Consider the following 21170-nt stretch of genomic DNA (forward strand, 5'->3'; position numbering starts at 1 on the left):
TCAGATTACCAGCGGTTCGGGCTCGAGCAGCACGCCGTAGCGCGCGCGGACCTCGCCGCGGATGCGCTCGGCCAGGGCCCAGATCTCGGCGCCGCTGGCGCGGCCGTGGTTGACCAGCACCAGCGCATGCCGCTCCGACACGCCGGCATCGCCCGCGCGCTCGCCCTTGAAGCCGAGCGACTCGATCAGCCAAGCGGCGGAGAGCTTGGCGCCGCCGTCGCCGGCCGGCCACGCCGGCAGGTCCGGATGGTCCCGGCGCAGGCGTTGCGCCTCGTCGGCCGTCACGAGCGGGTTCTTGAAGAAGCTGCCGGCGTTGCCAATCAGCGCCGGGTTCGGCAGCTTGCGCGTGCGCAGGCGCGCGATGGCCTCGGCCACGTTCGACGGCGTCGGCTCGGCCATGCCCAGCGCGGCCAGTTCCTCGCGCACGCCGGCGTAGTCCAGGCGCAGCGCGCGTTCGCGCGGCAGGTCGAACTCGACCGCGGTGACGACGTAGCGCTCGCGCTCGCGCTTGAAGCGCGAATCGCGATAGCCGAACGCGCATTGGTCGTTGTCCAGGCGCACCAGACGCGCTTCGCGGCGGTCCCAGGCTTCGACGCCGGCGATGAACTCGCGCACTTCGACGCCGTACGCGCCGATGTTCTGGATCGGCGCTGCGCCGACCGTGCCCGGAATCAGCACGAGGTTCTCCAGGCCGGCGAAGCCGTGCGCCAGCGACCAGCGCACGAAGTCGTTCCAGCTTTCGCCGGCTTCCACGCGCACGCGCGCGTCGTCGCCGCGGTCCTCGAGCACGGCGATGCCGCGCGCCGCGATCGCCAGCACGATGCCCGGCCAGTCGCGCGTGAACAGCACGTTGCTGCCTTCGCCGAGCACCAGCAGCGGCTGCGACTTCAGCGCCGCGTAGCCGAACAGCTCGGCCAGCGCGGCCGGCTTGCGCACGTCGATCAGCAACTGCGCAGTGGCCGGCACGCGGAACGTGTTGCGCCCGGCGAGCGAGGCATGCTCGACGATCGTGTAGCCGTCGCCGTGGGCGAGGGCGGTGTCAGTGCCGGCCATCGGTCCTCCGCGCGGCCGCACCGGAGCCTTCGCGCAACCTAGGTGCGCGCACGGATTGCCTCGACGCAGTCGCCGATCAGGCCCGGTCCGCGATAGATCATGCCGGTGTAGAACTGCACCAGCGTGGCGCCGGCCGCGATCTTCGCCGCCGCGTCGCCGCCGCCGACGATGCCGCCGACGCCGACCAGCGGGATGCGGCCGCCCAGGCGCTGCGCCATGCCGCGCAGCACCTGGGTCGATTTCACGAACACGGGTTTGCCGGAGAGGCCGCCGGCTTCGTCGGCGTGACGGTGACCGGCGACCGCGGCGCGGTCGATCGTGGTGTTGGTGCAGATCAGACCGTCGACACCGGCCGCCAGCAGCACTTCGGCGATCGCGTCGAGTTCGGCCTCGGACAGGTCCGGCGCGATCTTCAGCAGCATCGGCTTGCGCGCGCCGTGTTGCGCGGCGAGGCGCTCCTGCGCCTCGCGCAGCGTGCCGACGAAGCGGCGCAGCGTTTCCTCTTCCTGCAGGTCGCGCAGGCCCTGCGTGTTCGGCGAGGAGATGTTGACGGTGACGTAGCTGGCGCGCGCGTAGACGCGTTCCAGGCAATGCAGATAGTCGTCGACCGCACGCTCGTTCGGCGTGTCCTTGTTCTTGCCGATGTTGATGCCGAGCACGCCGCCGAACTTCGCGCGCTCGACGTTGCGCACCAGCGCGTCGACGCCGCCGTTGTTGAAGCCGAGCCGGTTGATGACGGCCTCGTGCTCGGGCAGGCGGAACATGCGCGGCTTCGGATTGCCCGGCTGCGCGCGCGGCGTGGTCGTGCCGACCTCGACGAAGCCGAAACCGAGCGCGGCGAGCGCGTCGACGTAGGCGCCGTTCTTGTCCAGGCCGGCGGCCAGGCCGACCGGGTTGTCGAAGCGCAGGCCGAACGCCTCGACCGGCAGCGGTTTCGGCCTGGCCGCCAGCAGCGGCGTGGTGCCGGTGCGCCAGGCCGCCTCGATCGACGCCAGCGCGAGGTCGTGCGCGCGCTCGGCGTCGAGGCAGAACAGGAACGGGCGGGCGAGCGCGTACATCTAGGGCATCCGTCCGGCGTAAAGCCGCGTGTCGTAGTTCAAGGTGACGTGGCCGTCGACCGCGCTGCGCTCGAACGCGTCGCGCAGCGCGTCGCGTAACGGCTCGTAGGATTCGTCGCCGGGCCTGGGCGCGTACGAGGACGAGCGCGCGCGGCCGAGCACGCCCTCGAAATCCAGCCGCTGCGCGTTCGGGAACGCCGCGGTTTCGAGGAAGCCGGCGCCGAAGAACGCGCGGATCACCGGTTCGTCGGCGCGCCGGCCCGATTCGACCTCGGCGTAGTCGCGGCAGTGGGCGCGCAGGATCGCCTCGTATTCGAGCATGAAGCCGTCCTGGCGGCGCACGTTCCAGAACAGCACGACGTGGCCGTCGGGACGCAGGATGCGCGCGAATTCGGCGCGCGTCGGGGCGGCATCGAACCAGTGGAAGGCGGTGCCGGCGGCGACCAGATCGATGCTGCCGCCGGCCAGCGTGGTGGCTTCGGCGCGGCCGTCGACGGCGTGGAAGCCGTCGCGGCTGCCGAGCCATTCCGCCGCCGCCTCGCGCATCGGCGCGTTCGGCTCGACCGCGTGCACGACGCAGCCGGCATCGAGGAACAGCGCGCTGGAGATGCCGGTGCCGGCGCCGACGTCGGCCACGCTCGCTCCCGGCCACAGCCAGTTGCGCGCGCGCAGGTGTGCGGTCAGGGCAGCCGGATAGCCGGGCCGCCAGCGTACGTAGTCGGCGACGCGGTTGCCGAAGCGCTCGACCGGATCGTGGGCGGCGCGTCCGCCCGCCGTCGATTCGTCCGCCATCAGAACGCGTAGTGCGCGAAGAACGCGAGGCCGCCGAAGAACAGGAAGATCAGGGCCAGGCCGCAGGCGACGATGACCACGTGCGCCCAGCCGAGGATCAGCCCGGCGATGGCGAAGCCGTCGCCGTCGACCGTGCCGGGCGGCGCGCGCCGGATCTCGCCGCGCGCGACGTGGCCGAGGACGATCGCCAGGATCGCGCCGATGATGGGCAGGGCGAACCACGACAGCACGCCGAAGACGAGGCTGGCGACGGCGCTGCCGCTGGTGCGGGGGGCAGTATTCATGGGCGGCATTCTAGCGCGCCGCGGCGTCGGCGCGCCGCCGCCCGGACGAGAGGTCCGGGCGGTCGGGCGGGTGCGATCAGAACTCGAACTTGATGCCCTGCGCCAGCGGCAGCGCGTCGGAGTAGTTGATCGTGTTGGTCTGCCGGCGCATGTAGGCCTTCCACGCGTCCGAGCCGGATTCGCGGCCGCCGCCGGTTTCCTTCTCGCCGCCGAACGCGCCGCCGATCTCGGCGCCGCTGGTGCCGATGTTGACGTTGGCGATGCCGCAGTCCGAACCGGCCGCGCCGAGGAAGGACTCGGCCGCCTTCAGGTTCTGCGTGAAGATGGCCGAGGACAGGCCCTGCGGCACGGCGTTCTGTTGCGCGATCGCCTCGTCCAGCGTCTTGAACTTCATGACGTAGAGGATCGGCGCGAAGGTTTCGGTCTGCACCACCTCGTCGGCGTTGGACAGGCCGGTGACGATCGTCGGCAGCACGAAGTTGCCCTTGCCGTCGATCGCGGCGCCGCCGGTCTCGACCTTGCCGCCGCTGGCCTTGGCCTTCTCGACCGCGCCCAGATAGGCCTGCACCGCGTCGTGGCTGTTGAGCGGACCCATCAGGTTCTTCGCGTCGGTCGGATCGCCGATCTTCTTCTCCACCTGCTTGTACGCGCCGACCAGCTTGGTCAGCACCTCGTCGTGGATCGCCTCGTGCACGAACAGGCGGCGCGTCGTCGTGCAGCGCTGGCCGGCGGTGCCGACCGCGCCGAACACGATCGCCGGAATCGCCAGCTTCAGGTCGGCGCTCTGGTCGACGATGATCGCGTTGTTGCCGCCCAGTTCGAGCAGGCTGCGGCCCATGCGCTGCGCGACGCGCTCGCCGACGATTCGGCCGATGCGGGTCGAGCCGGTGAAGCTGATCAGCGGGATGCGGCGGTCGTCGACGAACTGCGAGGCCAGCTCGGTGCCGGCGTCGTTGAACAGGAAGAAGATGTCCGGGAAACCGCCGGCCTTCAGCGCCTCGTTGCAGATCTTCATCGACGCGATCGCCGACAGCGGCGTCTTCGGCGACGGCTTCCAGATCGTGATGTCGCCGCAGACCGCGGCGACGAACGAGTTCCACGCCCACACCGCGACCGGGAAGTTGAATGCGCTGATCACGCCGACCAGGCCGATCGGGTGCCACTGCTCGTACATACGGTGGCCGGGGCGTTCGGAATGCATGGTCAGGCCGTACAGCTGGCGCGACAGGCCGACCGCGAACTCGCCGATGTCGATCATCTCCTGCACTTCGCCGTCGCCTTCCGGCTTGGACTTGCCCATCTCCAGCGCGACCAGCGAGCCGAGCGCATCCTTGTGCTTGCGCAGTGCGTCGCTGCACAGGCGGATGGCCTCGCCGCGGCGCGGCGCCGGCGTCGCGCGCCAGGTCGCGAACGCTTCCTGCGCGCGCTGCACGATCGTCTCGTAGTCGCCGGTGCCCGAAGCGTGCACTTCGGCGATGACTTCGTTGGTGCTCGGGTTGATCGACTGCAGCAGGCCGGCGTCGGTGGTCTTCGACCATTCGCCGCGGCCCAGGTAGGTGCCGGAATTGGTCTGATCGAGGCCGAGGGCCTTCAGGATCTGGGCGGACATGTGCACTCCACGATAAATGATGATGAGGGCGGCGCCGGGCGGCGCGAAACGGACGATTGTAGCAGGGCGGCCGTGGCCGGGCCGGCGAGCGCCTTCGCGGAGGGGACGGACGGGGGCGAACGGGAGCTGCGGCGCGGCAACGCGCACGTTTTCCCGAAGCCGGTTCCGGGTCGGGCGGGGAGGTTAGCGCCGCGGGTTCGCCGCGCCCTCGTTTTCTAAGGCTCCGCGGCGCAGCGCTTGAGCCAGACGAAGCTGCGGCGGGACGCCGCCGCTTCGGGCTCGCAGCGCAGCTCCTTCATGTTCGAACGAGGCAGCTTCACCTGCGAGCAGTTCATGTGGGTGGGGACTTCCGCGTACAGCGACTTCAGCTTCTCCACCTTGGCGTCGGCCGCCGCGCGCTGCTCCGGCGTCATGTGCTGCTCGAGCGTGTCGGTCACCTTGCGGTACCTCGGCTCTCCGGAGGTTCCGGCGAGTTTCATCCACGCGTAGCCGGTCAGGTCGTCCTTGGCGACGCCGCGGCCGATCAGGTACAGCCCGCCGAGCGCCGCCTGGCTGGACTGGTTGCCGGCGCAGGCCAGGCGCTGCTGGAGTTCGGCCACGTTGGTGCTCTTCTCGTCTCGCAGCGCCTGGTCGGCGCGCATGAGCAGGTCGTAGTAGTCCCGGCGCGTCACCGACTCGAACTCGGGCTCGGACGGCGGCGCCGCCACGAGGCACGCGGGAATCAGGCAGAACGCCAGGGACAGCAGACGCAGGCCGGGCTTGTTCATGCGGATCTCCAGACGGCGGGGCGCGGCTCGCGCCGGCCCGTGCGGAAAAAACGAAAGGCTCCTCGCGGAGCCCTTCGCCGAACGATGCGCAACCCTGGTATCCGGACATCGCGAGCCATGGGGAACTACGCAGATGCAGCAACCGGACATCGTTCGGTGAAGACGATAATCCCTTCGGCAGTGTACCGGCACTGGACGAAAAAGGCCTTTCGATGGAGCTTCTTGATCGGCCGGCCGCGCGCCATACAGGATGGCGCGCTTCGTTGCGAAGCAAATGGGTACGGAGGCGGAATCCGCGGCTGCGTTGGACGGGTGGGCGCGCTCGGGCGCTGGCCGTCCCGGCTCGTGGACGAGCGGGCGATCTGCCCGGTCCGGCGGCTCGGTCATACCTTGCCCGCCGCCGTCGGCGCGCTTTCCTAGCGCCTCGGATACTTCCGTCCGCTGTGGACGGAAACGCGCAGGGCCGATCCCTCCTGCACGGACCCATCCAGGGCGGCGATGGCTTGCCGGGCTTCGTGTCCTTCCATTTTCAGCTCCGCAAATCCCTTGCATTCGCCGTTGAACAGGTCCTTGGACATGCGCAGTCCGAACACCTTTCCGTGATTGGCGAACAGGGCTTGCAACGCGCTTTCGGTCATCGATCGTGGAAGACCGCGGACGTCGATGGTGATCATGGGGTTCTCCTTGAAGGGGCCGTGCAACGATGCGCACGACGGCTTGTGCCGGGTGAGCGGACGGGAAGCGATCCTTGAGGCTTCAAAGTCGCTGCAGGACGACGGGCATCGACGGGTAGCGAGCCCGCAGGTAAAGGATCATGCGTGATTCGGCCAGCGTCCGGTTGAACACGAGCGACGGCGGATGCAGACAGTAGAGGTACTTGGGGACTCCGGAATGGCTGGTGCCCACCCACGTTCGCGACACGGAAACCTTTTCGTCGTCGCAGGCCGCGGACCACATGCGTTTCAACGCAGCCGGTCCGATCGAATGGCCGTCCCAGAGCCGGAACTGAAAGACCGGTGACGAGAGTTTCATGCCGCCTCCCTCGATTGCGCGCACGGATTGCAAGGACCGGCGCGGTGTCACCCTGCGTCGTTGCCGAAAGCGGAAGAAAAACGGTTCGTGAGCTTTGCGATCACCAGGCGCAAGCCGCTCGTCGGGAGAGAAGGACGGGTCGTCCGACGTCCGGCGATGCCGGCAATGCCAACCGCGGGTCGGCGAACGAGTGTGAGGGAGGCGATCGCAGGGGGCGAGGACATCCAACGCTTCGTCAGTGTGCGCCTGATCGTCGTCGAAGTCACGAACGGCGTGCGAAGGCGAGCGTGCCGCAGACGCCTGAGCGGCGGTCGATCCGCGCAATACGCGGGCGGTTCGAAGCGGGACAAGGGCCGTGTCGATCCTCATCGATCCGATCTGCCTGGCGCCTTGGGCATTGGCCTGCCGCATGATCGTTCGGTACGCGGCGGTGACGATGCTGCACGCCCGCTGCAGACGATCGTGGAGAAGCGTTCTTTCGTCGCGCGCGCTTCGACGGGCAGCTTCTGCGCGAGGGCGCAGAACCATTCTGCCGGCATGTGCTGTGCGGGCGTTCCGGAGGCAGAGGATTTGCGGCATGCTGCCTTCGCCACCGCTGCACGCCGATCCGAATTGGCGACCCCGACAGGAGTTGAACCTGTGACCTCGCCCTTAGGAGGGGCGCGCTCTATCCAGCTGAGCTACGGGGCCGCGTGGACCGGCGGCTCGCATCCGAGGGGATCGGATGCTCCGGCCGTGCCGTGACGCGCGAAAGAGCTCGCGGAATCGGACGGGCGGCAGCCGGGCCGCCATGATACCCGGCTTCGGCCGGATCGGTGGCATCCGGCGTCGCGCCGCGCTCCGCCGAGGCGCGCCGCGCTCGCCTCAGCCGGGGCCTTCCGCTGCCGCTTCCGCGTCGAGCAGCCGGTAGCCCACGCCGGTCTCGGTCAGCAGCCATTTCGGCCGGGCCGGGTCGGCTTCGATCTTCTTGCGCAGGGTGCGCATGTAGATGCGCAGGTACTGCGGCGATTCGGTGTGCGCCGCGCCCCACACCTCGCGCAGCAGCTGGCGGTGCGTCAGCACCTTGCCGCGATGGCGCGCCAGCGTGGCCAGCAGCTGGTACTCGATCGGCGTGAGATGGACGTCCTCGCCGTCGCGCCGCACGCGGCGGGCGGCGAGGTCGAGCGTGACGTCGCCGATCTCGACGCGAGGAGTTTCGGCGACCGCTTCGCGGCGCGACAGGTGCCGCTGCATCACGCGCAGGCGCGCGAGCAGCTCGCCGATGCCGAACGGCTTGGTCAGGTAGTCGTCGGCGCCCATGTCCAGCGCGGCGACCTTGTCGGTCTCGCGTTCGCGCGCGGACAGCACCAGGATCGGCTGTTCGTACCATTCGCGCAGGCGCGCGATGACTTCCAGGCCGGGGAGGTCGGGCAGGCCGAGGTCGACGATGGTGATGTCCGGACGATGCAGCGCGGCGAGCCGCAGTCCCTCGTTGCCGCCGCCCGCGACGTGCAGCGCGTAGCCGTGCGCGTCGAGCGCGGTGGCGAGGAAGCGCTGGATCTGCGGGTCGTCCTCGATCAGCAGCAGGTTGGCGCGCGCGGCGCTCACGGCGCGGCGACTCCGCGCGGCCGCAGCGGCAGGCGCACGCGGAACTCGGCGCCGCCGTCCTTCGCGTTGCGCGCCTGGATGCTGCCGCCGTGCGCGTCGACGATCGCCTTGCAGATCGCAAGGCCGAGGCCGAAACCGCTCTGCGCGCGTTCGCGCATGCCCTGGTGGAACTTGTCGAACACGCGCGCTTCTTCGCCGTCGCGGAAGCCCGGCCCGCGGTCGCGCACGCTCAGCACCAGGTCGGCGCCGTCGGCGTGCGCGCCGATCTCCACGGCGGTGTCCGGCGGCGTGTGGCGCGCGGCGTTCTCCAGCAGGTTGGACAGCAGCTGTTCCAGCATCACCTCGTCGCCGGACAGCAGCGGCAGGTCGTCGTCGATCGCCAGCGCCACCGGATGCCGCGCCAGCAGCTCGCGCAGGCGCGCGAGCACGGAGCCGACCAGTTCGTCGATCGCGACCCAGTCGCGGCGCAGCGGAACCGGTTCCTCGCTCAGGCGGGTCAGGTCGAGCAGGTTGCCGATCAGGCGGTTCATGCGCCGCGCCTCGTGCAGCAGGCCGTCGAGCAACGTCTGCCGCTGCGACGCGTCGAGCGCGCTGTCGCGCAGGGTGGAGGCGGCGCCGATGATGGTCGCCAGCGGCGTGCGGAAATCGTGCGAGATGGCGGCGAGCAGGGTGTTGCGCAGGCGCTCGGATTCGACGCGCATCCCGGCTTCCTGCGCTGCTTCGGCCAGTTGCACGCGTTCCATCGCCACCGCGGCCTGGTTGACCAGCGCCTCGACCAGGTGCATCTGCTCGGGGATGACGAGCTGGCGCGGATCGGCCGGGCGCAGGCCGAGCACGCCGATGCAGTGACTTTCGCGCTCGTCCGCCGCGGCCGTCCTGGCCGCGCCTTTGGAGGTGAGCAGCGGCACGTAGATCGCCGCCGCGCTGGCCAGCGTGTCGGTGTTCAGGCCGGCCTTGCGGCGATGGTCGTAGGCCCACTGCGCGATGCCCAGGTCGTTGCCCGGCACCGGATAGCGCACCAGGCTGCCGCTGGCGCGCTCGGCGCCGCGGTCGCAGAAGTGCGTCGGGTCCTGGATCCTGCCGTCGGCGTCGGGCAGCAGCACGGCCGCCTCGCCGTCGACGCTGGCGAGCACGTGGCGGACCAGGAACTTCGCCAGATCCTCCAGGTTGCGCCGGCGCGCGAGTTCGCGGCTCAGCGCGTACAGCTCGGCGCTGCGCCGTTCGCGCTGGCGCGCGACGGAGGCCTGCCGCTTGCCCAGCGCGGTCAGCTGGCTGATCACCAGCGCCGTGGTCAGCATCACGCCGAAGGTGATCAGGTATTGCGTGTCGGAAACGGCGAAGGAGAACTGCGGCGGCACGAACAGCAGGTCGAACAGCGCAACGCTCAGGACCGAGGCCAGCACCGACGGCCCGCGGCCGAGGCGCGCGGCGACCAGCACGATGCCGAGCAGGTACACCATCACCACGTTGGTGCGCTCGAAGCTGCCGACCATCTGCGCGCCGAGCGCGGTCGCCGCGGCGACCACCGCCAGCGCCTTCAGGTACGCCGGCCAGCGGCTGCTGCGCGCCGGCAGGCGCGGTGCGACCGGCTTCTCGTCGCCGGCCTCGCCGTTGATCACGTAGACGTCGATCGCGCCGCTGTGGCGGATCAGCCCGTCGACCAGCGACGGCCACCAGCGCGAGAGCCAGCCGGCGCGCACCGGCTTGCCGACGATGATGCGGCTGACGTCGCGCCGGCGCGCGTATTCGAGCAGGGTCGTGGCGACGCCTTCGCCGCTGAGGTTGGCGGTTTCCGCGCCGAGCTGCTCGGCCAGCTTGAGCGTGGCGAGGATGCGGTCGCGCGCGGACTGCGGCAGGCGCGTGAGCGCCGGCGTCTCGACGTACACGGCCAGCCACGGCGCGTGCGAGGCCGCGGCCATGCGCCGTGCGGCGCGCACCAGCCGCGCCGACAGCGGATCGGGACCGACGCAGACCAGGATGCGGTCCGTCGCCGCCCAGGTCGCCGAGATCGCGTGGCGGTCGCGGTACTCGCGCAGCGCGGCGTCGACGCGGTCGGCGGTGGCGCGCAGCGCGAGCTGGCGCAGCGCGATCAGGTTGCCCTTGCGGAAGAAGCCTTCGGCCGCCTGGCGCGCCTTCTGCGGCACGTATACCTTGCCTTCGGCGAGGCGTTCGAGCAGTTCGTCCGGAGGCAGGTCGACCAGTTCGACGTCGTCGGCTTCGGCGAACACCTTGTCCGGCACGGTCTCGCGCACCTGCACGCCGGTGATCTGCGCGACCACGTCGTTGAGGCTTTCCAGGTGCTGGACGTTGACGGTCGTATAGACGTCGATGCCCGCTTCGAGCAGTTCCTGCACGTCCTGCCAGCGCTTGGGATGGCGCGCGCCGGGATGGTTGCTGTGCGCCAGCTCGTCGACCAGCAGCAGCTGCGGCCGGCGGGCGAGGGCGGCGTCGAGATCGAATTCGGCCAGCTCCAGTCCGCGGTGTTCCAGCGGCAGCGGCGGCAGGAGTTCGAGCCCGTCGAGCAGGGCTTCGGTTTCCGGGCGGCCGTGCAGTTCGACGTAGCCGACGACGACGTCGGTACCGTCGTCGCGCTGGCGCCGCGCCGCCTCGAGCATCGCGTAGCTCTTGCCGACGCCGGCGGTGGCGCCGAAGAAGATCTTCAGGCGGCCGCGCCGCGCGCGCGCATCCTCGTTCTGCACGCGCGCGAGCAGGGCGTCGGGATCGGGACGTTCGGAGTTCTCGGACGTGGGCATGCGACGGCGCTGTGGACCGCGTCCATCATGCGGCAAGCGGTGCCGGGATGGCTATGTTTTCTGCGATGCGGCTGAAGGAGCGGTTTCTCGCACAGGCGCAGAGAACGCAGGGAAGATCACAAGCTCTTCTCTTTTCTCTGCGTCCGCTGCGTCTTTGCGAGAAAACCGCTTTCCGTGGAGACGCCGAACGAACAGCAGGCTACCGACCGTCGAGGGACAAATTCAGCTCGAGCACGTTCACGCGCGGCTCGCCGAGCACGCCGAACTGGCGGCCTTCGGTGGCCTGCGCGACGCGCTTCTCGACCTCGGCCGCGTCGATGCCGCGCGCACGCGCGACGCGTGCGACCTGGTATGCGGCGGCGGCCGGCGAGATGTGCGGATCCAGGCCGCTGCCCGACGCGGTGACCAGCTCGACCGGCACCGGCGCCGTATTGCCCGGATCGGCGGCGCGCAGCGCGGCGATGCGCTGGCGCGCCGCTTCGGTCAGGGCCGGATTGGTCGGGCCCTGGTTCGAGCCGGACGATGCCGCCGGGTTGTTGGCGAACGGCGCCGTCGCCGACGGCCGGCCCCAGAAGTAGCGTGGATCGGTGAACAACTGGCCGACCAGTTCCGAGCCGCGCGGCTTGCCGTCGACCTCGATCAGGCTGCCGTTGGCGGCGCGCGGAAACAGCACCTGGGCGAGGCCGGTGGCGACCAGCGGATAGGCGATGCCGGTGACGATCGTCAGCAGGAGCAGCATGACGACGGCCTGGCGGAGGATCTTGCTCATGGCGGTTCCCGTACTTTCTGGAGTGGAAGCGGTGGCGGCGTGGATCAGAAGATGCCCTGCAGCGTGACGAAGCCGCGCGTGCCGCCGGTGTCGCGCGTGTCGCCGGCGTCGGTGAAGCTGGCGGTGCGGCCGTAGAAATCGTCGTTGTCGGCGTGGCTCACGCCGAGGCTGGCCGACCAGCCCGGATGGAACTGGTACTTCAGCGTGGCACCGACGTCGCTGTAGTCCGGGTCGTCGGTGCCGTCGGCGTTGGGGGCGGCCAGGCGCGTGCCGAAGCGCGTGTGGCCGGCGTGCAAGGCCAGGCTCCACTGCGCGGCGAGCGGAATCGTGGCGTCCAGCTGCACGTAGCCGGCGCCGCGCGAATCGCCGCGGTAGCCCTGTTCGACGTCGACGCCGAAATAGTCCGTCAGCGCGTGCGAGTACTTCAGCGTCAGCCATTTCCAGCTCAGCGCGGCGTTCGCCTCGAGCGTGTCGAACGAGCGCGACGGCAGGCCGGCTTCGTCGAGGTCGCCGTTGGGATAGAGATAGCTGTACAGGCCCACGCGCCACGACCAGTCCTCGTCGATCGGGCGGCCGTAGCTTGCGTACAGATCCAGTTCGAGCGAGGCGCCGGGATAGCTGCGGTCGCTGATGCTCGAGGCCCACACGCCGGCGGCGAAGCCGCTGTTCGTGGCCAGGTCGGCGCCGCCCTGGATCGCCGGGCCGCCCCAGGTCTGGGTGAGGCCGCGGAACAGATAATCGGAGGTCAGCGCGACGTTGCCGCTGATCGTGTACGGCGCGTCCTCGGCATGGAGGTTCGCGGCGGCCAGGCAGGCGAGGGCCGCGGCCCACGGCAGTGTCTTGTTCTTCACGGGATGTCCTTGTTCGAAACGGAATGGCGTCGTGCGTCAGATGCCGGCGTAGCCGCCGAGGACGTAGTCGTCGTCCTCGGTGCGCGCCGGCGCGACGAACGGGGCGGGTTTCTTTCTCGCCGCATCGTCGGCGGCGTAGCAGGCGTCGTTCGCGGCGTTGCCGGTGTCGGGCTCGGCCGTCGCGGACGACGGGTAGACGGTTCTCAGCAGATGCGTGCGCATCACGGTTCTCCTCAGGCCAGACCGCAGGCGACCAGCAGCACGTCGATCAGCTTGATGCCGAGGAACGGCACCGCCAGGCCGACCAGGCCGAACACCAGCAGGTTGCGCCGGAGCAGCTGGGCTGCGCTCATCGCGCGGTAGTGCACGCCCTTCAGGGCGAGCGGAATCAGCACCACGATGATCAGCGCGTTGAAGATCACCGCGGAAAGGATCGCGCTCTGCGGCGTGGCCAGATGCATCACGTTCAGCGCGTTCAGCGACGGATACGTGCCGGCGAACGCGGCCGGGATGATCGCGAAGTACTTGGCGACGTCGTTGGAGATCGAGAACGTGGTCAGCGCGCCGCGCGTGATCAGCATCTGCTTGCCGATCTCGACGATCTCGATCAGTTTGGTCGGATTCGAATCGAGGTCGACCATGTTGCCGGCCTCCTTGGCGGCCTGCGTGCCGCTGTTCATCGCCACCGCCACGTCGGCCTGCGCCAGCGCCGGTGCGTCGTTGGTGCCGTCGCCGCACATCGCGACCAGCCGGCCTTCGGCCTGGATGTCGCGGATCAGCTTCAGCTTGGCTTCCGGCGTGGCCTCGGCGAGGTAGTCGTCGACGCCGGCCTCGGCGGCGATCGAGGCTGCGGTGAGCGGGTTGTCGCCGGTGATCATGATGGTCCGGATGCCCATCGCACGCAGCTCGGCGAAGCGCTCGCGGATGCCGCCCTTGACGATGTCGCGCAGCTCGATCACGCCGAGCGCGCGATGGCCTTCGGCGACGACCAGCGGCGTGCCGCCCTGGCGGGCGACGTCCTCGGCCGCCTTGATCACCGTCGGCGGCAGCTGTCCGCCCTGCGCCTGGACGTACCTCCTGACGGCATCGAGCGCGCCCTTGCGGATGTGCTGGACGCCCGGCGCGTCCTGGCGCGACGGATCGGCGGGCAGGTCCACCCCGCTCATGCGCGTCTGCGCCGTGAACGGCACGAACTGCATGCCGGCGCCCGTCATCTGGCGCTCGCGCAGGCCGAACAGTTCCTTCGCCAGCACGACGATGCTGCGGCCCTCCGGCGTCTCGTCGGCGAGCGAGGCGAGCTGGGCGGCGTCGGCCAGCGCGCGTTCGTCGACGTCGGGTGCCGGGTGGAAGGCGACCGCCTGGCGGTTGCCGAGCGTGATCGTGCCGGTCTTGTCGAGCAGCAGCACGTCGACGTCGCCGGCCGCTTCCACCGCGCGGCCGGAGGTGGCGATCACGTTGGCCTGGATCATGCGGTCCATGCCGGCGATGCCGATCGCCGAGAGCAGGCCGCCGATGGTGGTCGGGATCAGGCAGACGAGCAGGGCGACCAGCACCGTGATCGTCACCGGCTCGCCCTGGCCGGAGCTCTGCACGGCGTACAGCGAATACGGCAGCAGCGTCGCGCAGGCGAGCAGGAAGATCAGCGTGAACTTCGCCAGCAGGATGGTCAGCGCGATCTCGTTCGGCGTCTTGCGGCGGCTGGCGCCTTCGACCATCGCGATCATGCGGTCGAGGAAACTCTCGCCCGGATTGTTGGCGATGCGCACGACCAGCCAGTCCGACAGCACGCGCGTGCCGCCGGTGACCGAGCTGCGGTCGCCGCCGGACTCGCGGATCACCGGCGCCGATTCGCCGGTCACCGCGCTTTCGTCGACCGAGGCGGCGCCGTCGATCACTTCGCCGTCGGCGGGCACGAAGTCGCCGGCTTCGACCAGCACGCAGTCGCCCACGCGCAGGTCGCTGGCGGAGGCGACCGCGACGGCGGCGTCGCGCTTGGGTGCGGCCAGCTTCTTCGCCACCACGTCGCGGCGTGCACCGCGCAGGCTGGCCGCCTGCGCCTTGCCGCGGCCTTCGGCGATCGCCTCGGCGAAGTTGGCGAACAGCAGCGTGAACCACAGCCACAAGGTCACGCCGAGGATGAAGCCGGCCGGCGCTTCGCCGTGGCCGGTCAGCGCCTGCAGCCACAGGCCGGTGGTGAGCGCGCTGCAGACGAAGACGACGAACATCACCGGGTTGCGGAACTGGCGCCGCGGCGACAGTTTGCGGAACGCGTCGGCGACGGCGGGGAGCAGCAGATCCTTGCTGAGCGCGCTGGTATGGGAGGTGGTCATGAGGGTCGAAGATCCAGGATCAAAGAGGAAACACGAAGGACACGAAGGGCGCGAAGAAAAGCGAATCCGAAGCTTTCCTTCGCGCGTTTCGGGAGGTCCGTGGTTTGGAGTTCTCGCTTTCGATTGGAGCGGCGAAGGAAAACGGCTGACGCCTGGGACGCTCGGATAGAGGCACGGAGGTTCTTCCGCCTTCCTTCGTGGTGGAGTCTTCTCGCCTTTCAGCGCCCACTCGCGAGCAACTGCTCTGCGATCGGCCCGAGCGCGAGGGCGGGCAGGAAGGTCAGCGCGCCGATCACGATCACCGTGCTGGCGAGCAGCACGACGAACAGCGGCGTATGCGTGGGCAGCGTGCCGGCCGAGACCGGCACCTGCTTCTTGGCGGCGAGCGAGCCGGCGATGGCGAGCATGCCGATCGCCAGCGGGAAGCGCGCCATGAACATGCAGATGCCCAGCAGCACGTTGTAGAACGGCGTGTTCGCCGACAGGCCGCCGAATGCGCTGCCGTTGTTGTTCGACGCCGAGGACAGCGCGTAGAGGATCTCGCTGAAGCCGTGGATGCCCGGATTGGCGATGCCGGCGACGCCCTGCGGCGCGAGCACGGCGATCGCCGTGCCGACCACGACCAGCGCGCAGGGAATCAGCACGACCAGGCTGGCCATCTTCATCTCGTAGGCTTCGATCTTCTTGCCGAGATACTCGGGCGTGCGTCCGACCATCAGGCCGGCGATGAACACCGCGACGATGGCGAACGCGATCAGGCCGTACAGGCCGGAGCCGACGCCGCCGAAGATCACCTCGCCCAGCTGCATCAGCCACATCGGCACCAGCCCGCCGAGCGGCGTCAGCGAGTCGTGCATCGCGTTGACCGCGCCGCACGAGGCGGCGGTGGTGATGGTCGCGAACAGGCCGCTCGCGGCGATGCCGAAGCGCGTCTCCTTGCCTTCCATGTTGCCGCCGGCCTGCAGGGTGGAGACGTGCTGGTCGATGCCGAGCCCGGCCAGCGCGGGATTGCCGGCCTGTTCGGCCATCGTGCAGCCGATCGCCAGCGGCACGAAGATCACCAGCATCGTGGCGAGCAGGGCCCAGCCCTGGCGGCGGTCGCCGACCATCGCGCCGAAGGTGTAGCACAGCCCGGCCGGGATCAGCAGGATCGCCAGCATCTCGATGAAGTTCGAGAACGGCGTGGGATTCTCGTACGGATGCGCGGAATTGGCGTTGAAGAAGCCGCCGCCGTTGGTGCCCAGGTGCTTGATCGCGATCTGCGAGGCGGCCGGACCGAACGGCAGGGTCTGCGCGGCGACCGGCGTCTGCCTCGTCGTGTCCTTGCCGTCGGCATCCTTGATCGCGTTGCCGTCGGCATCCTTGACCGTCTCGACCTGCGTCGTCGGCTGCAGCAGCGGCACGTCCTGGTAGGCCTTGAAGTTCTGCACCACGCCCTGCGAAGCGAGCAGCAGCGCGACCAGCAGCGACAGCGGCAGCAGCACGTAGAGCGTGCTGCGGGTCAGGTCGACCCAGAAATTGCCGATGCCCTGCGCCGTGCGCCGCGCGAAGCCGCGGATCAGCGCGATCAGCACGGCGATGCCGGTCGCGGCGGAGAGGAAGTTCTGCACCGCCAGGCCGAGCATCTGCGTGAGATAGCTCATGGTCGACTCGCCGGCGTAGCCCTGCCAGTTGGTGTTCGAGGCGAAGCTGATCGCAGTGTTCATCGCCGAATCCGGCGCGACGGCGCCGAAGCCCTGCGGATTGAGCGGCAGCCATTGCTGCGTGCGCTGCAGCAGGTACACCAGCAGCAGGCCGGCGACGTTGAAGGCGAGCATCGCGATGGCGTAGCGCTTCCAGCTCATGTCCTCGTCGGCGCGTACGCCGCCGAGGCGGTAGAGCAGGCGCTCGATCGGGGCGCCGAAGCGGCGCACGCGCGTGGGCGCATCGGAGAACACGGCCGCCATGTAGGCGCCGAGCGGCTTCACCGTCAGCAGCAGGACGGCGAGGTAGAGGGCCAGTTGCAGCCAGGCATTCGCGCTCATTCGAACCACTCCGGCTTGAGCAGGGCGAGGGTGAGGTAGACGGCCAGCAGCAGCGCGATCAGCGCGGCGAGGGCGTGCAGCGCGCTCATCGGCGATCCTCCAGCCGGGCGCACAGCCACAGGTAGCCGCCGGTCAGACCGGCCAGCGCCGCGAGCAGGAGCAGATAGACAAAATCCATGGGGGGTGACGTCTCGTCGTTCGAGGCCGTCACGATAGGCCGGCGCGCATATGCGCCGCGTAGGAAAGCGCGGCTGCGCCATAAAGAACGCATAAAGATCGGCGGGTGGAGCGAGGAAGAATTTCTCGCAGAGACGCAGAGAAGAGAGGGCAGAGAGGAACTATTCCTCCGCGTTCTCCGCGTCTGCGCGAGAGCCGTCTTTTGCACCGGCCGGCGCGAACGGCACGATGGCGCCGGGCTGCAACGTGCGCTGCCAGGCGTCGAGCCTGGCCTCGATCGCGGGCGAGGTCGCGATCTGCGGCTCGGAATGCTCCTGCTGCTCGGTCGCCTCCCATTGCGCGACGGACGCCTTCGCCCGCTCGAACGCGTCGCGGATCGAGGTCGTCTGGTTCAGCGCTTCGGCCAGGAAGGCCTTGCCGAAGTAGGTGATGTCCGAGTCCGCGCCGCAGCCGAACGAGGTCCGGTCAGCGCGGGCCGACGCGATCACCATCGTCGAGTCGTCGCGCAGGGCGTCGACGAAGCCGCCCGAGTAGCAGGCGTTGACGACGACGACCTTCCAGCGCAGGCGCGGATCGGTTTTCAGAACGTCGGCGAGATCCTGCGGCTCGATCTGGTTCAGCGGCAGCGGATCGAGGTCGACCAGCAGCTGGTGGTCGGCCGAGCCGTGCGTGGTCAGGTACAGCAGCAGCACGTCCTCGGACGGGTCCATCGTCCTGGCGATCGCGTCGAGGCCGCGCTGAAGGTTGGTCCAGCTGGCCAGCGGACGCGTCGCGATCGTGGCCGCGTTGTTCTCCAGCACGAGCACGCGACCGGCGGCGCCGAAGCGTTGGCCGAACAGCTGCTCGACGTACTCGGCCTCGTTGCGGAACACGTTCTCCTGTGCGTCGCCGGCGAACGCGACGACGTAGAGATCGACGCTGCCGGGCGTCTGCGGCTTCAGCCGCGCCAGCGCCGCGTCGAGCAGGGCCGGCTGGTCGTACATGAGCTTTTCCGCATCGAAGGCCGGCGCCTCGTCGGCGCCGGCTTCGTCGGGCGGCGTGTCGTCGCCGGTTTCGGCGAGCATGGCCTGCTCTGCGGACGTCAGCACCGAGACGGCCGGCAGCCACCACGACAGCGCGGTCACCGCGAAGGCGAGCGCGGCGACGCCGAGCGTGCGCGCGAACCGGCGCGGCGCCAGCCAGTGCGCGAGGACCAGCAGCGCGAGCAGCCACCACAGCGACACTGCCAGAATGAAGAGACCGGCGAAGAGGCCGAGGTCGTCATCCTGCATCCTCGACGCGGCCAGGTCGAACGGCCAGTACAGGACGGCGAGCGCGAACGTCGAGGTGGCGGTCAGGATCGCCGCCGTGCCCCACGTCACGTCGCGTCCGCACAGGCGCACCATCAGCCACGCGGCGAACAGGGTCACCAGCGCTTCCACCAGCAGCGCCATCGCGTCGTCGACGGACAGCGCGAAGGCGCCCGCGTCGAGCGTGGAGACGCCGCACAGCACGACCAGGCCCAGCGCCACCATCGCGAAGAACGTGCCGGGGCCGGCGGTGATCGCGCGGCCGCGCGGCGCGCGCAGGAACAGCAGCCGAAGGCCGTCGAGCAGGGTCTGAAGCAGGGGCTTCAAGGCGTGGTTCGGTCGACGTCGATCGCGTCGAAGTCCGCCACGCAGCGATGCGCCGCTTCGGCCGGGCAGGTCGTGGGCGCGCGCGCCAGCAGGGTCGTGCGCAGGCCGGCCGCGCGTGCGGCGTCGAGTTCCTCGACGATGTCGGAGAGGAACACGATCGTGTCCGGCGTGGCGCCGATCGCCGCGGCGATGCGGCGGTACGACTCGACATCGCGCTTGCCGCCGACTTCGGTGTCGAAGTAGCCGTCGAACAGCGGCGTCAGGTCGCCGGCCTCGCTGTAGCCGAAGAACAGCTTCTGCGCCGGCACCGAGCCGGAGGAATAGACGTACAGGCGCTTGCCCGCGTCCTTCCACGCGCGCAGGCGCGCGGCCACTTCGGGGTAGAGGTGTGCGCGGTACTCGCCGCTGGCGTAGCCGTCCTTCCAGATCATTCCCTGCAGCGCCTTCAGCGCGGTCGACTTGCGGTCGGCGTCGATCCACTCGATCAGCAGGTCGATGATTTCCTGCTGGCTGGCCGAGACCAGGCCGGCTTCCTTCGCCGCTTCCTGCAGCCAGTGCTGCACGTCGGCGTCGTCGGCGTGCGTCTCGACGAAGGCCGGCAGGCGTTGGCGCGCGTACGGGAACAGCACGTCCTTGACGAAGCGGATCGAGCTGGTGGTGCCTTCGATGTCGGTGAGGATGACCTGGATCAAGCGCGGATTCCTTTGCGTGTTCGCGGCGTCGGGGAAGTCACGGCGAGGCGGCCGGCTGGCGCGCGCGGGTGTCCTCGACGTGCGCGGCGTAGGCGCCTTCGATCGCGCGCTTGGCGCCGAGCGGATCGGCCAGCTGCGCGAAGATCATCGCGCTCTCGCCGCGTCCGGTCAGCACCACGTCGCCGAAGCCGAGCAGGCGTCCCCACATGCTCTGGCGCAGGTCGATCGTCTCGATCGAGGCCAGGCGAAGCTCCTCGGTGCTGCGGCTGACGATGCCGGTCTTGCGCACGACGCGGCGGTTGGTCACGCCCTGCTCGATGGAGCGCAGGCGGATCCACTCGTACAGCGCCGCGAGCAGGGCCAGGCCCAGCGTCGGGATCGCCAGCAGCAGGAACACGATCAGCCGCCACTTGGCGGTCCAGTGCAGGTCGAAGCGGCCGGCGATGACCTCGCCCGGCGCCAGCGATTCGTCGAGGTAGGACACGATGCGGCTCAGGCGGCGCCGGCCGAGGCGTGCGGCGACATGCGCGGGAACTGCTCGGCGATGTCGCTGCCGGTGAAGCTGGCGACCCAGCCCTCGACGTTGGTGAACAGGCGGATCGCCACGAAGTAGGGCGACTCGCTCATGTCGAACCAGTGCCGCGTGCCGTCGGGCACGCCGATCAGGTCGCCCTGCTCGCACAGCACCTCGTAGACCTTGTCGCCGATGTGCAGCGTGAACTGGCCGGCGCCGGCGACGAAGAAGCGCACCTCGTCCTCGCTGTGCGTGTGCTCGTTGAGGAACTTCTTGCGGAATGCGGCCCGCTCCGGGTGGTCCGGCTTCAGACTGATCACGTCGACGGCGCGGTAGCCTTCCTCGGTCATCAGGCGCTCGATGTCGGCGCGGTAGGCGGCGATCACCTCGTCCTGGCTGGCGCCCGGCTCGATCGGCGCGGATGCCTCCCACTGCTCGAAGCGGATGCCGACGGCGCGCAGTTCGCGCGCGACGTCGGCGTGTTCGGTGTGCACGGACAGCGGCGCCCCGCCGCGGGATTCCTGGTAGATGCGCAGACGGCTCATGCCTGTTTTCCTCGCAGTTGCAGCAGGTCGAGCTCGCACGCTAGCAGGAACTCGAACGCTTCGAGATGGCGTTTGGTTTCGCCCATATCGCGACCCCACGTATAGATTCCGTGGCCGTCGATCAAGTACCCGTGCAGCGGGCGGCCGGCGTCGAGCCAGGCGTCGACGCGGTCCACCAGCTCGGCCATGTCCTGCGTGTTCGGGAAGACCGGAAGATCCAGCACGCTCTCGTGCGTGGTGTAGCCGCTGATCGCCTTCTGCAGCTCCCAGCCCTCGAAGCGGATCGCACCGGCGCCGGCGTACAGGCGCGAAGCCACCGTCTGCGTGCGCGAATGGGTGTGCAGCACGGCGCCGGCCTGCGCGAAGCGGCGGTAGACCTGCGTGTGCAGCGCGGTTTCGGCCGACGGGCGCGCATCGGTGCCGATCGGGCGGCCGGCGAGGTCCACGACCATGATGTCGTCGATGCCGAGGCGGCCCTTGTCGCGGCCGGAAATCGTCACCGCGGCGTGGTCCGCGTCCAGGCGCATCGAGAAGTTGCTGCTGGTCGCCGGCGTCCAGCCGCGCGCGCCGAGCTCGCGGCCGGCGTCGGCGATCTGCCGTGCGCACTCCTGCAGGCGGTCGCGGTCGATGGCGTAGGCGTCGTCTTTCATGCGTGCGGCGGGTGATCGGGAGGAGGGGCACTATACCGGAGCCGCATGAAGGCCCGCCTTCATCACG

21 protein-coding genes and 1 tRNA gene are annotated in these 21170 nt (G+C 69.7%); all 22 read right to left on the reverse strand.

Annotated features, from left to right (window positions below):
- Entirely contained in the window at positions 1–1053 is a 1053-nt protein-coding gene (gene murB / locus ACFO6Q_RS13520) for a UDP-N-acetylmuramate dehydrogenase (protein WP_380021633.1), read from the reverse strand.
- A 38-nt stretch (positions 1054–1091) separates the two neighbouring features.
- Positions 1092–2111 (reverse strand): quinone-dependent dihydroorotate dehydrogenase, encoded by a 1020-nt coding sequence (locus tag ACFO6Q_RS13525; RefSeq protein WP_380021634.1) that lies wholly within the window; start codon positions 2109–2111, stop codon positions 1092–1094.
- Positions 2112–2903 carry a class I SAM-dependent methyltransferase gene (locus tag ACFO6Q_RS13530; RefSeq protein ID WP_380021635.1) on the reverse strand — a complete coding sequence of 264 codons (792 nt, stop codon included), beginning with the start codon at positions 2901–2903 and terminating at the stop codon, positions 2112–2114.
- Complete coding sequence (locus ACFO6Q_RS13535) at positions 2903–3187, reverse strand: DUF4190 domain-containing protein (protein ID WP_380021636.1); 285 nt, start codon at positions 3185–3187, stop codon at positions 2903–2905. The genes ACFO6Q_RS13530 and ACFO6Q_RS13535 overlap by 1 nt, the downstream gene beginning before the upstream one ends.
- Positions 3188–3263: 76 nt before the next feature.
- Positions 3264–4796: an L-piperidine-6-carboxylate dehydrogenase gene (amaB, locus tag ACFO6Q_RS13540; RefSeq protein ID WP_380021637.1), complete on the reverse strand. Its 1533-nt coding sequence runs from the start codon at positions 4794–4796 to the stop codon at positions 3264–3266.
- A 215-nt stretch (positions 4797–5011) separates the two neighbouring features.
- Positions 5012–5563 carry an SEL1-like repeat protein gene (locus tag ACFO6Q_RS13545; RefSeq protein ID WP_380021638.1) on the reverse strand — a complete coding sequence of 184 codons (552 nt, stop codon included), beginning with the start codon at positions 5561–5563 and terminating at the stop codon, positions 5012–5014.
- Positions 5564–5979: 416 nt separating this feature from the next.
- Positions 5980–6237 (reverse strand): RNA recognition motif domain-containing protein, encoded by a 258-nt coding sequence (locus ACFO6Q_RS13550; protein ID WP_380021639.1) that lies wholly within the window; start codon positions 6235–6237, stop codon positions 5980–5982.
- A gap of 82 nt (positions 6238–6319) precedes the next feature.
- On the reverse strand, positions 6320–7174 hold the full coding sequence (locus ACFO6Q_RS13555; RefSeq protein WP_380021640.1) for a hypothetical protein: 855 nt from the start codon (positions 7172–7174) through the stop codon (positions 6320–6322).
- A gap of 34 nt (positions 7175–7208) precedes the next feature.
- Positions 7209–7285: transfer RNA gene (locus ACFO6Q_RS13560), tRNA-Arg, on the reverse strand.
- Positions 7286–7459: 174 nt separating this feature from the next.
- Complete coding sequence (locus tag ACFO6Q_RS13565) at positions 7460–8182, reverse strand: response regulator (protein ID WP_380021641.1); 723 nt, start codon at positions 8180–8182, stop codon at positions 7460–7462.
- Entirely contained in the window at positions 8179–10935 is a 2757-nt protein-coding gene (locus ACFO6Q_RS13570; protein ID WP_380021642.1) for a DUF4118 domain-containing protein, read from the reverse strand. Before ACFO6Q_RS13570 ends, ACFO6Q_RS13565 begins: the two co-directional genes overlap by 4 nt.
- A gap of 199 nt (positions 10936–11134) precedes the next feature.
- Positions 11135–11704: a potassium-transporting ATPase subunit KdpC gene (kdpC, locus tag ACFO6Q_RS13575; protein ID WP_380021643.1), complete on the reverse strand. Its 570-nt coding sequence runs from the start codon at positions 11702–11704 to the stop codon at positions 11135–11137.
- A gap of 44 nt (positions 11705–11748) precedes the next feature.
- Positions 11749–12555 carry a TorF family putative porin gene (locus ACFO6Q_RS13580; protein ID WP_380021644.1) on the reverse strand — a complete coding sequence of 269 codons (807 nt, stop codon included), beginning with the start codon at positions 12553–12555 and terminating at the stop codon, positions 11749–11751.
- A gap of 36 nt (positions 12556–12591) precedes the next feature.
- A complete protein-coding gene (locus ACFO6Q_RS13585) occupies positions 12592–12777 on the reverse strand; it encodes a hypothetical protein (protein WP_380021645.1) in 186 nt (61 codons plus the stop codon).
- A gap of 11 nt (positions 12778–12788) precedes the next feature.
- Positions 12789–14885, reverse strand: coding sequence for a potassium-transporting ATPase subunit KdpB (gene kdpB / locus ACFO6Q_RS13590; protein WP_380021646.1), 2097 nt, complete (start codon positions 14883–14885; stop codon positions 12789–12791).
- 218 nt (positions 14886–15103) lie between these two features.
- A complete protein-coding gene (kdpA, locus tag ACFO6Q_RS13595) occupies positions 15104–16909 on the reverse strand; it encodes a potassium-transporting ATPase subunit KdpA (protein WP_380021647.1) in 1806 nt (601 codons plus the stop codon).
- Entirely contained in the window at positions 16906–16998 is a 93-nt protein-coding gene (locus tag ACFO6Q_RS13600; protein ID WP_380021648.1) for a potassium-transporting ATPase subunit F, read from the reverse strand. The genes kdpA and ACFO6Q_RS13600 overlap by 4 nt, the downstream gene beginning before the upstream one ends.
- Before the next feature lie 249 nt (positions 16999–17247).
- Positions 17248–18702, reverse strand: a complete 1455-nt coding sequence (locus ACFO6Q_RS13605; RefSeq protein WP_380021649.1) for a C13 family peptidase — start codon at positions 18700–18702, stop codon at positions 17248–17250.
- Complete coding sequence (gene mtnC / locus ACFO6Q_RS13610) at positions 18699–19394, reverse strand: acireductone synthase (RefSeq protein ID WP_380021650.1); 696 nt, start codon at positions 19392–19394, stop codon at positions 18699–18701. The genes ACFO6Q_RS13605 and mtnC overlap by 4 nt, the downstream gene beginning before the upstream one ends.
- Before the next feature lie 37 nt (positions 19395–19431).
- Positions 19432–19878 (reverse strand): PH domain-containing protein, encoded by a 447-nt coding sequence (locus tag ACFO6Q_RS13615; RefSeq protein WP_380021651.1) that lies wholly within the window; start codon positions 19876–19878, stop codon positions 19432–19434.
- 8 nt (positions 19879–19886) lie between these two features.
- Entirely contained in the window at positions 19887–20453 is a 567-nt protein-coding gene (locus tag ACFO6Q_RS13620; protein WP_380021652.1) for a 1,2-dihydroxy-3-keto-5-methylthiopentene dioxygenase, read from the reverse strand.
- Entirely contained in the window at positions 20450–21103 is a 654-nt protein-coding gene (locus ACFO6Q_RS13625) for a methylthioribulose 1-phosphate dehydratase (protein ID WP_380021653.1), read from the reverse strand. Before ACFO6Q_RS13625 ends, ACFO6Q_RS13620 begins: the two co-directional genes overlap by 4 nt.
- Positions 21104–21170: the final 67 nt, after the last annotated feature.

It is taken from the genome of Dokdonella ginsengisoli (genome assembly GCF_042652785.1).
Classification (GTDB): Bacteria; Pseudomonadota; Gammaproteobacteria; order Xanthomonadales; family Rhodanobacteraceae; genus Dokdonella_A; species Dokdonella_A ginsengisoli.

What these genes read in the sequence shown, in the direction of transcription:
- ACFO6Q_RS13555 (WP_380021640.1), bottom strand. Translation starts at nt 7,174, where the DNA reads ATGCCGCAAATCCTCTGCCTCCGGAACGCCCGCACAGCACATGCCGGC.
- kdpA (WP_380021647.1), bottom strand. Translation starts at nt 16,909, where the DNA reads ATGAGCGCGAATGCCTGGCTGCAACTGGCCCTCTACCTCGCCGTCCTG.
- ACFO6Q_RS13570 (WP_380021642.1), bottom strand. Translation starts at nt 10,935, where the DNA reads ATGCCCACGTCCGAGAACTCCGAACGTCCCGATCCCGACGCCCTGCTC.
- ACFO6Q_RS13585 (WP_380021645.1), bottom strand. Translation starts at nt 12,777, where the DNA reads ATGCGCACGCATCTGCTGAGAACCGTCTACCCGTCGTCCGCGACGGCC.
- murB (WP_380021633.1), bottom strand. Translation starts at nt 1,053, where the DNA reads ATGGCCGGCACTGACACCGCCCTCGCCCACGGCGACGGCTACACGATC.
- ACFO6Q_RS13545 (WP_380021638.1), bottom strand. Translation starts at nt 5,563, where the DNA reads ATGAACAAGCCCGGCCTGCGTCTGCTGTCCCTGGCGTTCTGCCTGATT.
- ACFO6Q_RS13620 (WP_380021652.1), bottom strand. Translation starts at nt 20,453, where the DNA reads ATGAGCCGTCTGCGCATCTACCAGGAATCCCGCGGCGGGGCGCCGCTG.
- ACFO6Q_RS13550 (WP_380021639.1), bottom strand. Translation starts at nt 6,237, where the DNA reads ATGATCACCATCGACGTCCGCGGTCTTCCACGATCGATGACCGAAAGC.
- ACFO6Q_RS13530 (WP_380021635.1), bottom strand. Translation starts at nt 2,903, where the DNA reads ATGGCGGACGAATCGACGGCGGGCGGACGCGCCGCCCACGATCCGGTC.
- ACFO6Q_RS13525 (WP_380021634.1), bottom strand. Translation starts at nt 2,111, where the DNA reads ATGTACGCGCTCGCCCGCCCGTTCCTGTTCTGCCTCGACGCCGAGCGC.
- amaB (WP_380021637.1), bottom strand. Translation starts at nt 4,796, where the DNA reads ATGTCCGCCCAGATCCTGAAGGCCCTCGGCCTCGATCAGACCAATTCC.
- ACFO6Q_RS13600 (WP_380021648.1), bottom strand. Translation starts at nt 16,998, where the DNA reads ATGAGCGCGCTGCACGCCCTCGCCGCGCTGATCGCGCTGCTGCTGGCC.
- kdpB (WP_380021646.1), bottom strand. Translation starts at nt 14,885, where the DNA reads ATGACCACCTCCCATACCAGCGCGCTCAGCAAGGATCTGCTGCTCCCC.
- kdpC (WP_380021643.1), bottom strand. Translation starts at nt 11,704, where the DNA reads ATGAGCAAGATCCTCCGCCAGGCCGTCGTCATGCTGCTCCTGCTGACG.
- ACFO6Q_RS13625 (WP_380021653.1), bottom strand. Translation starts at nt 21,103, where the DNA reads ATGAAAGACGACGCCTACGCCATCGACCGCGACCGCCTGCAGGAGTGC.
- ACFO6Q_RS13535 (WP_380021636.1), bottom strand. Translation starts at nt 3,187, where the DNA reads ATGAATACTGCCCCCCGCACCAGCGGCAGCGCCGTCGCCAGCCTCGTC.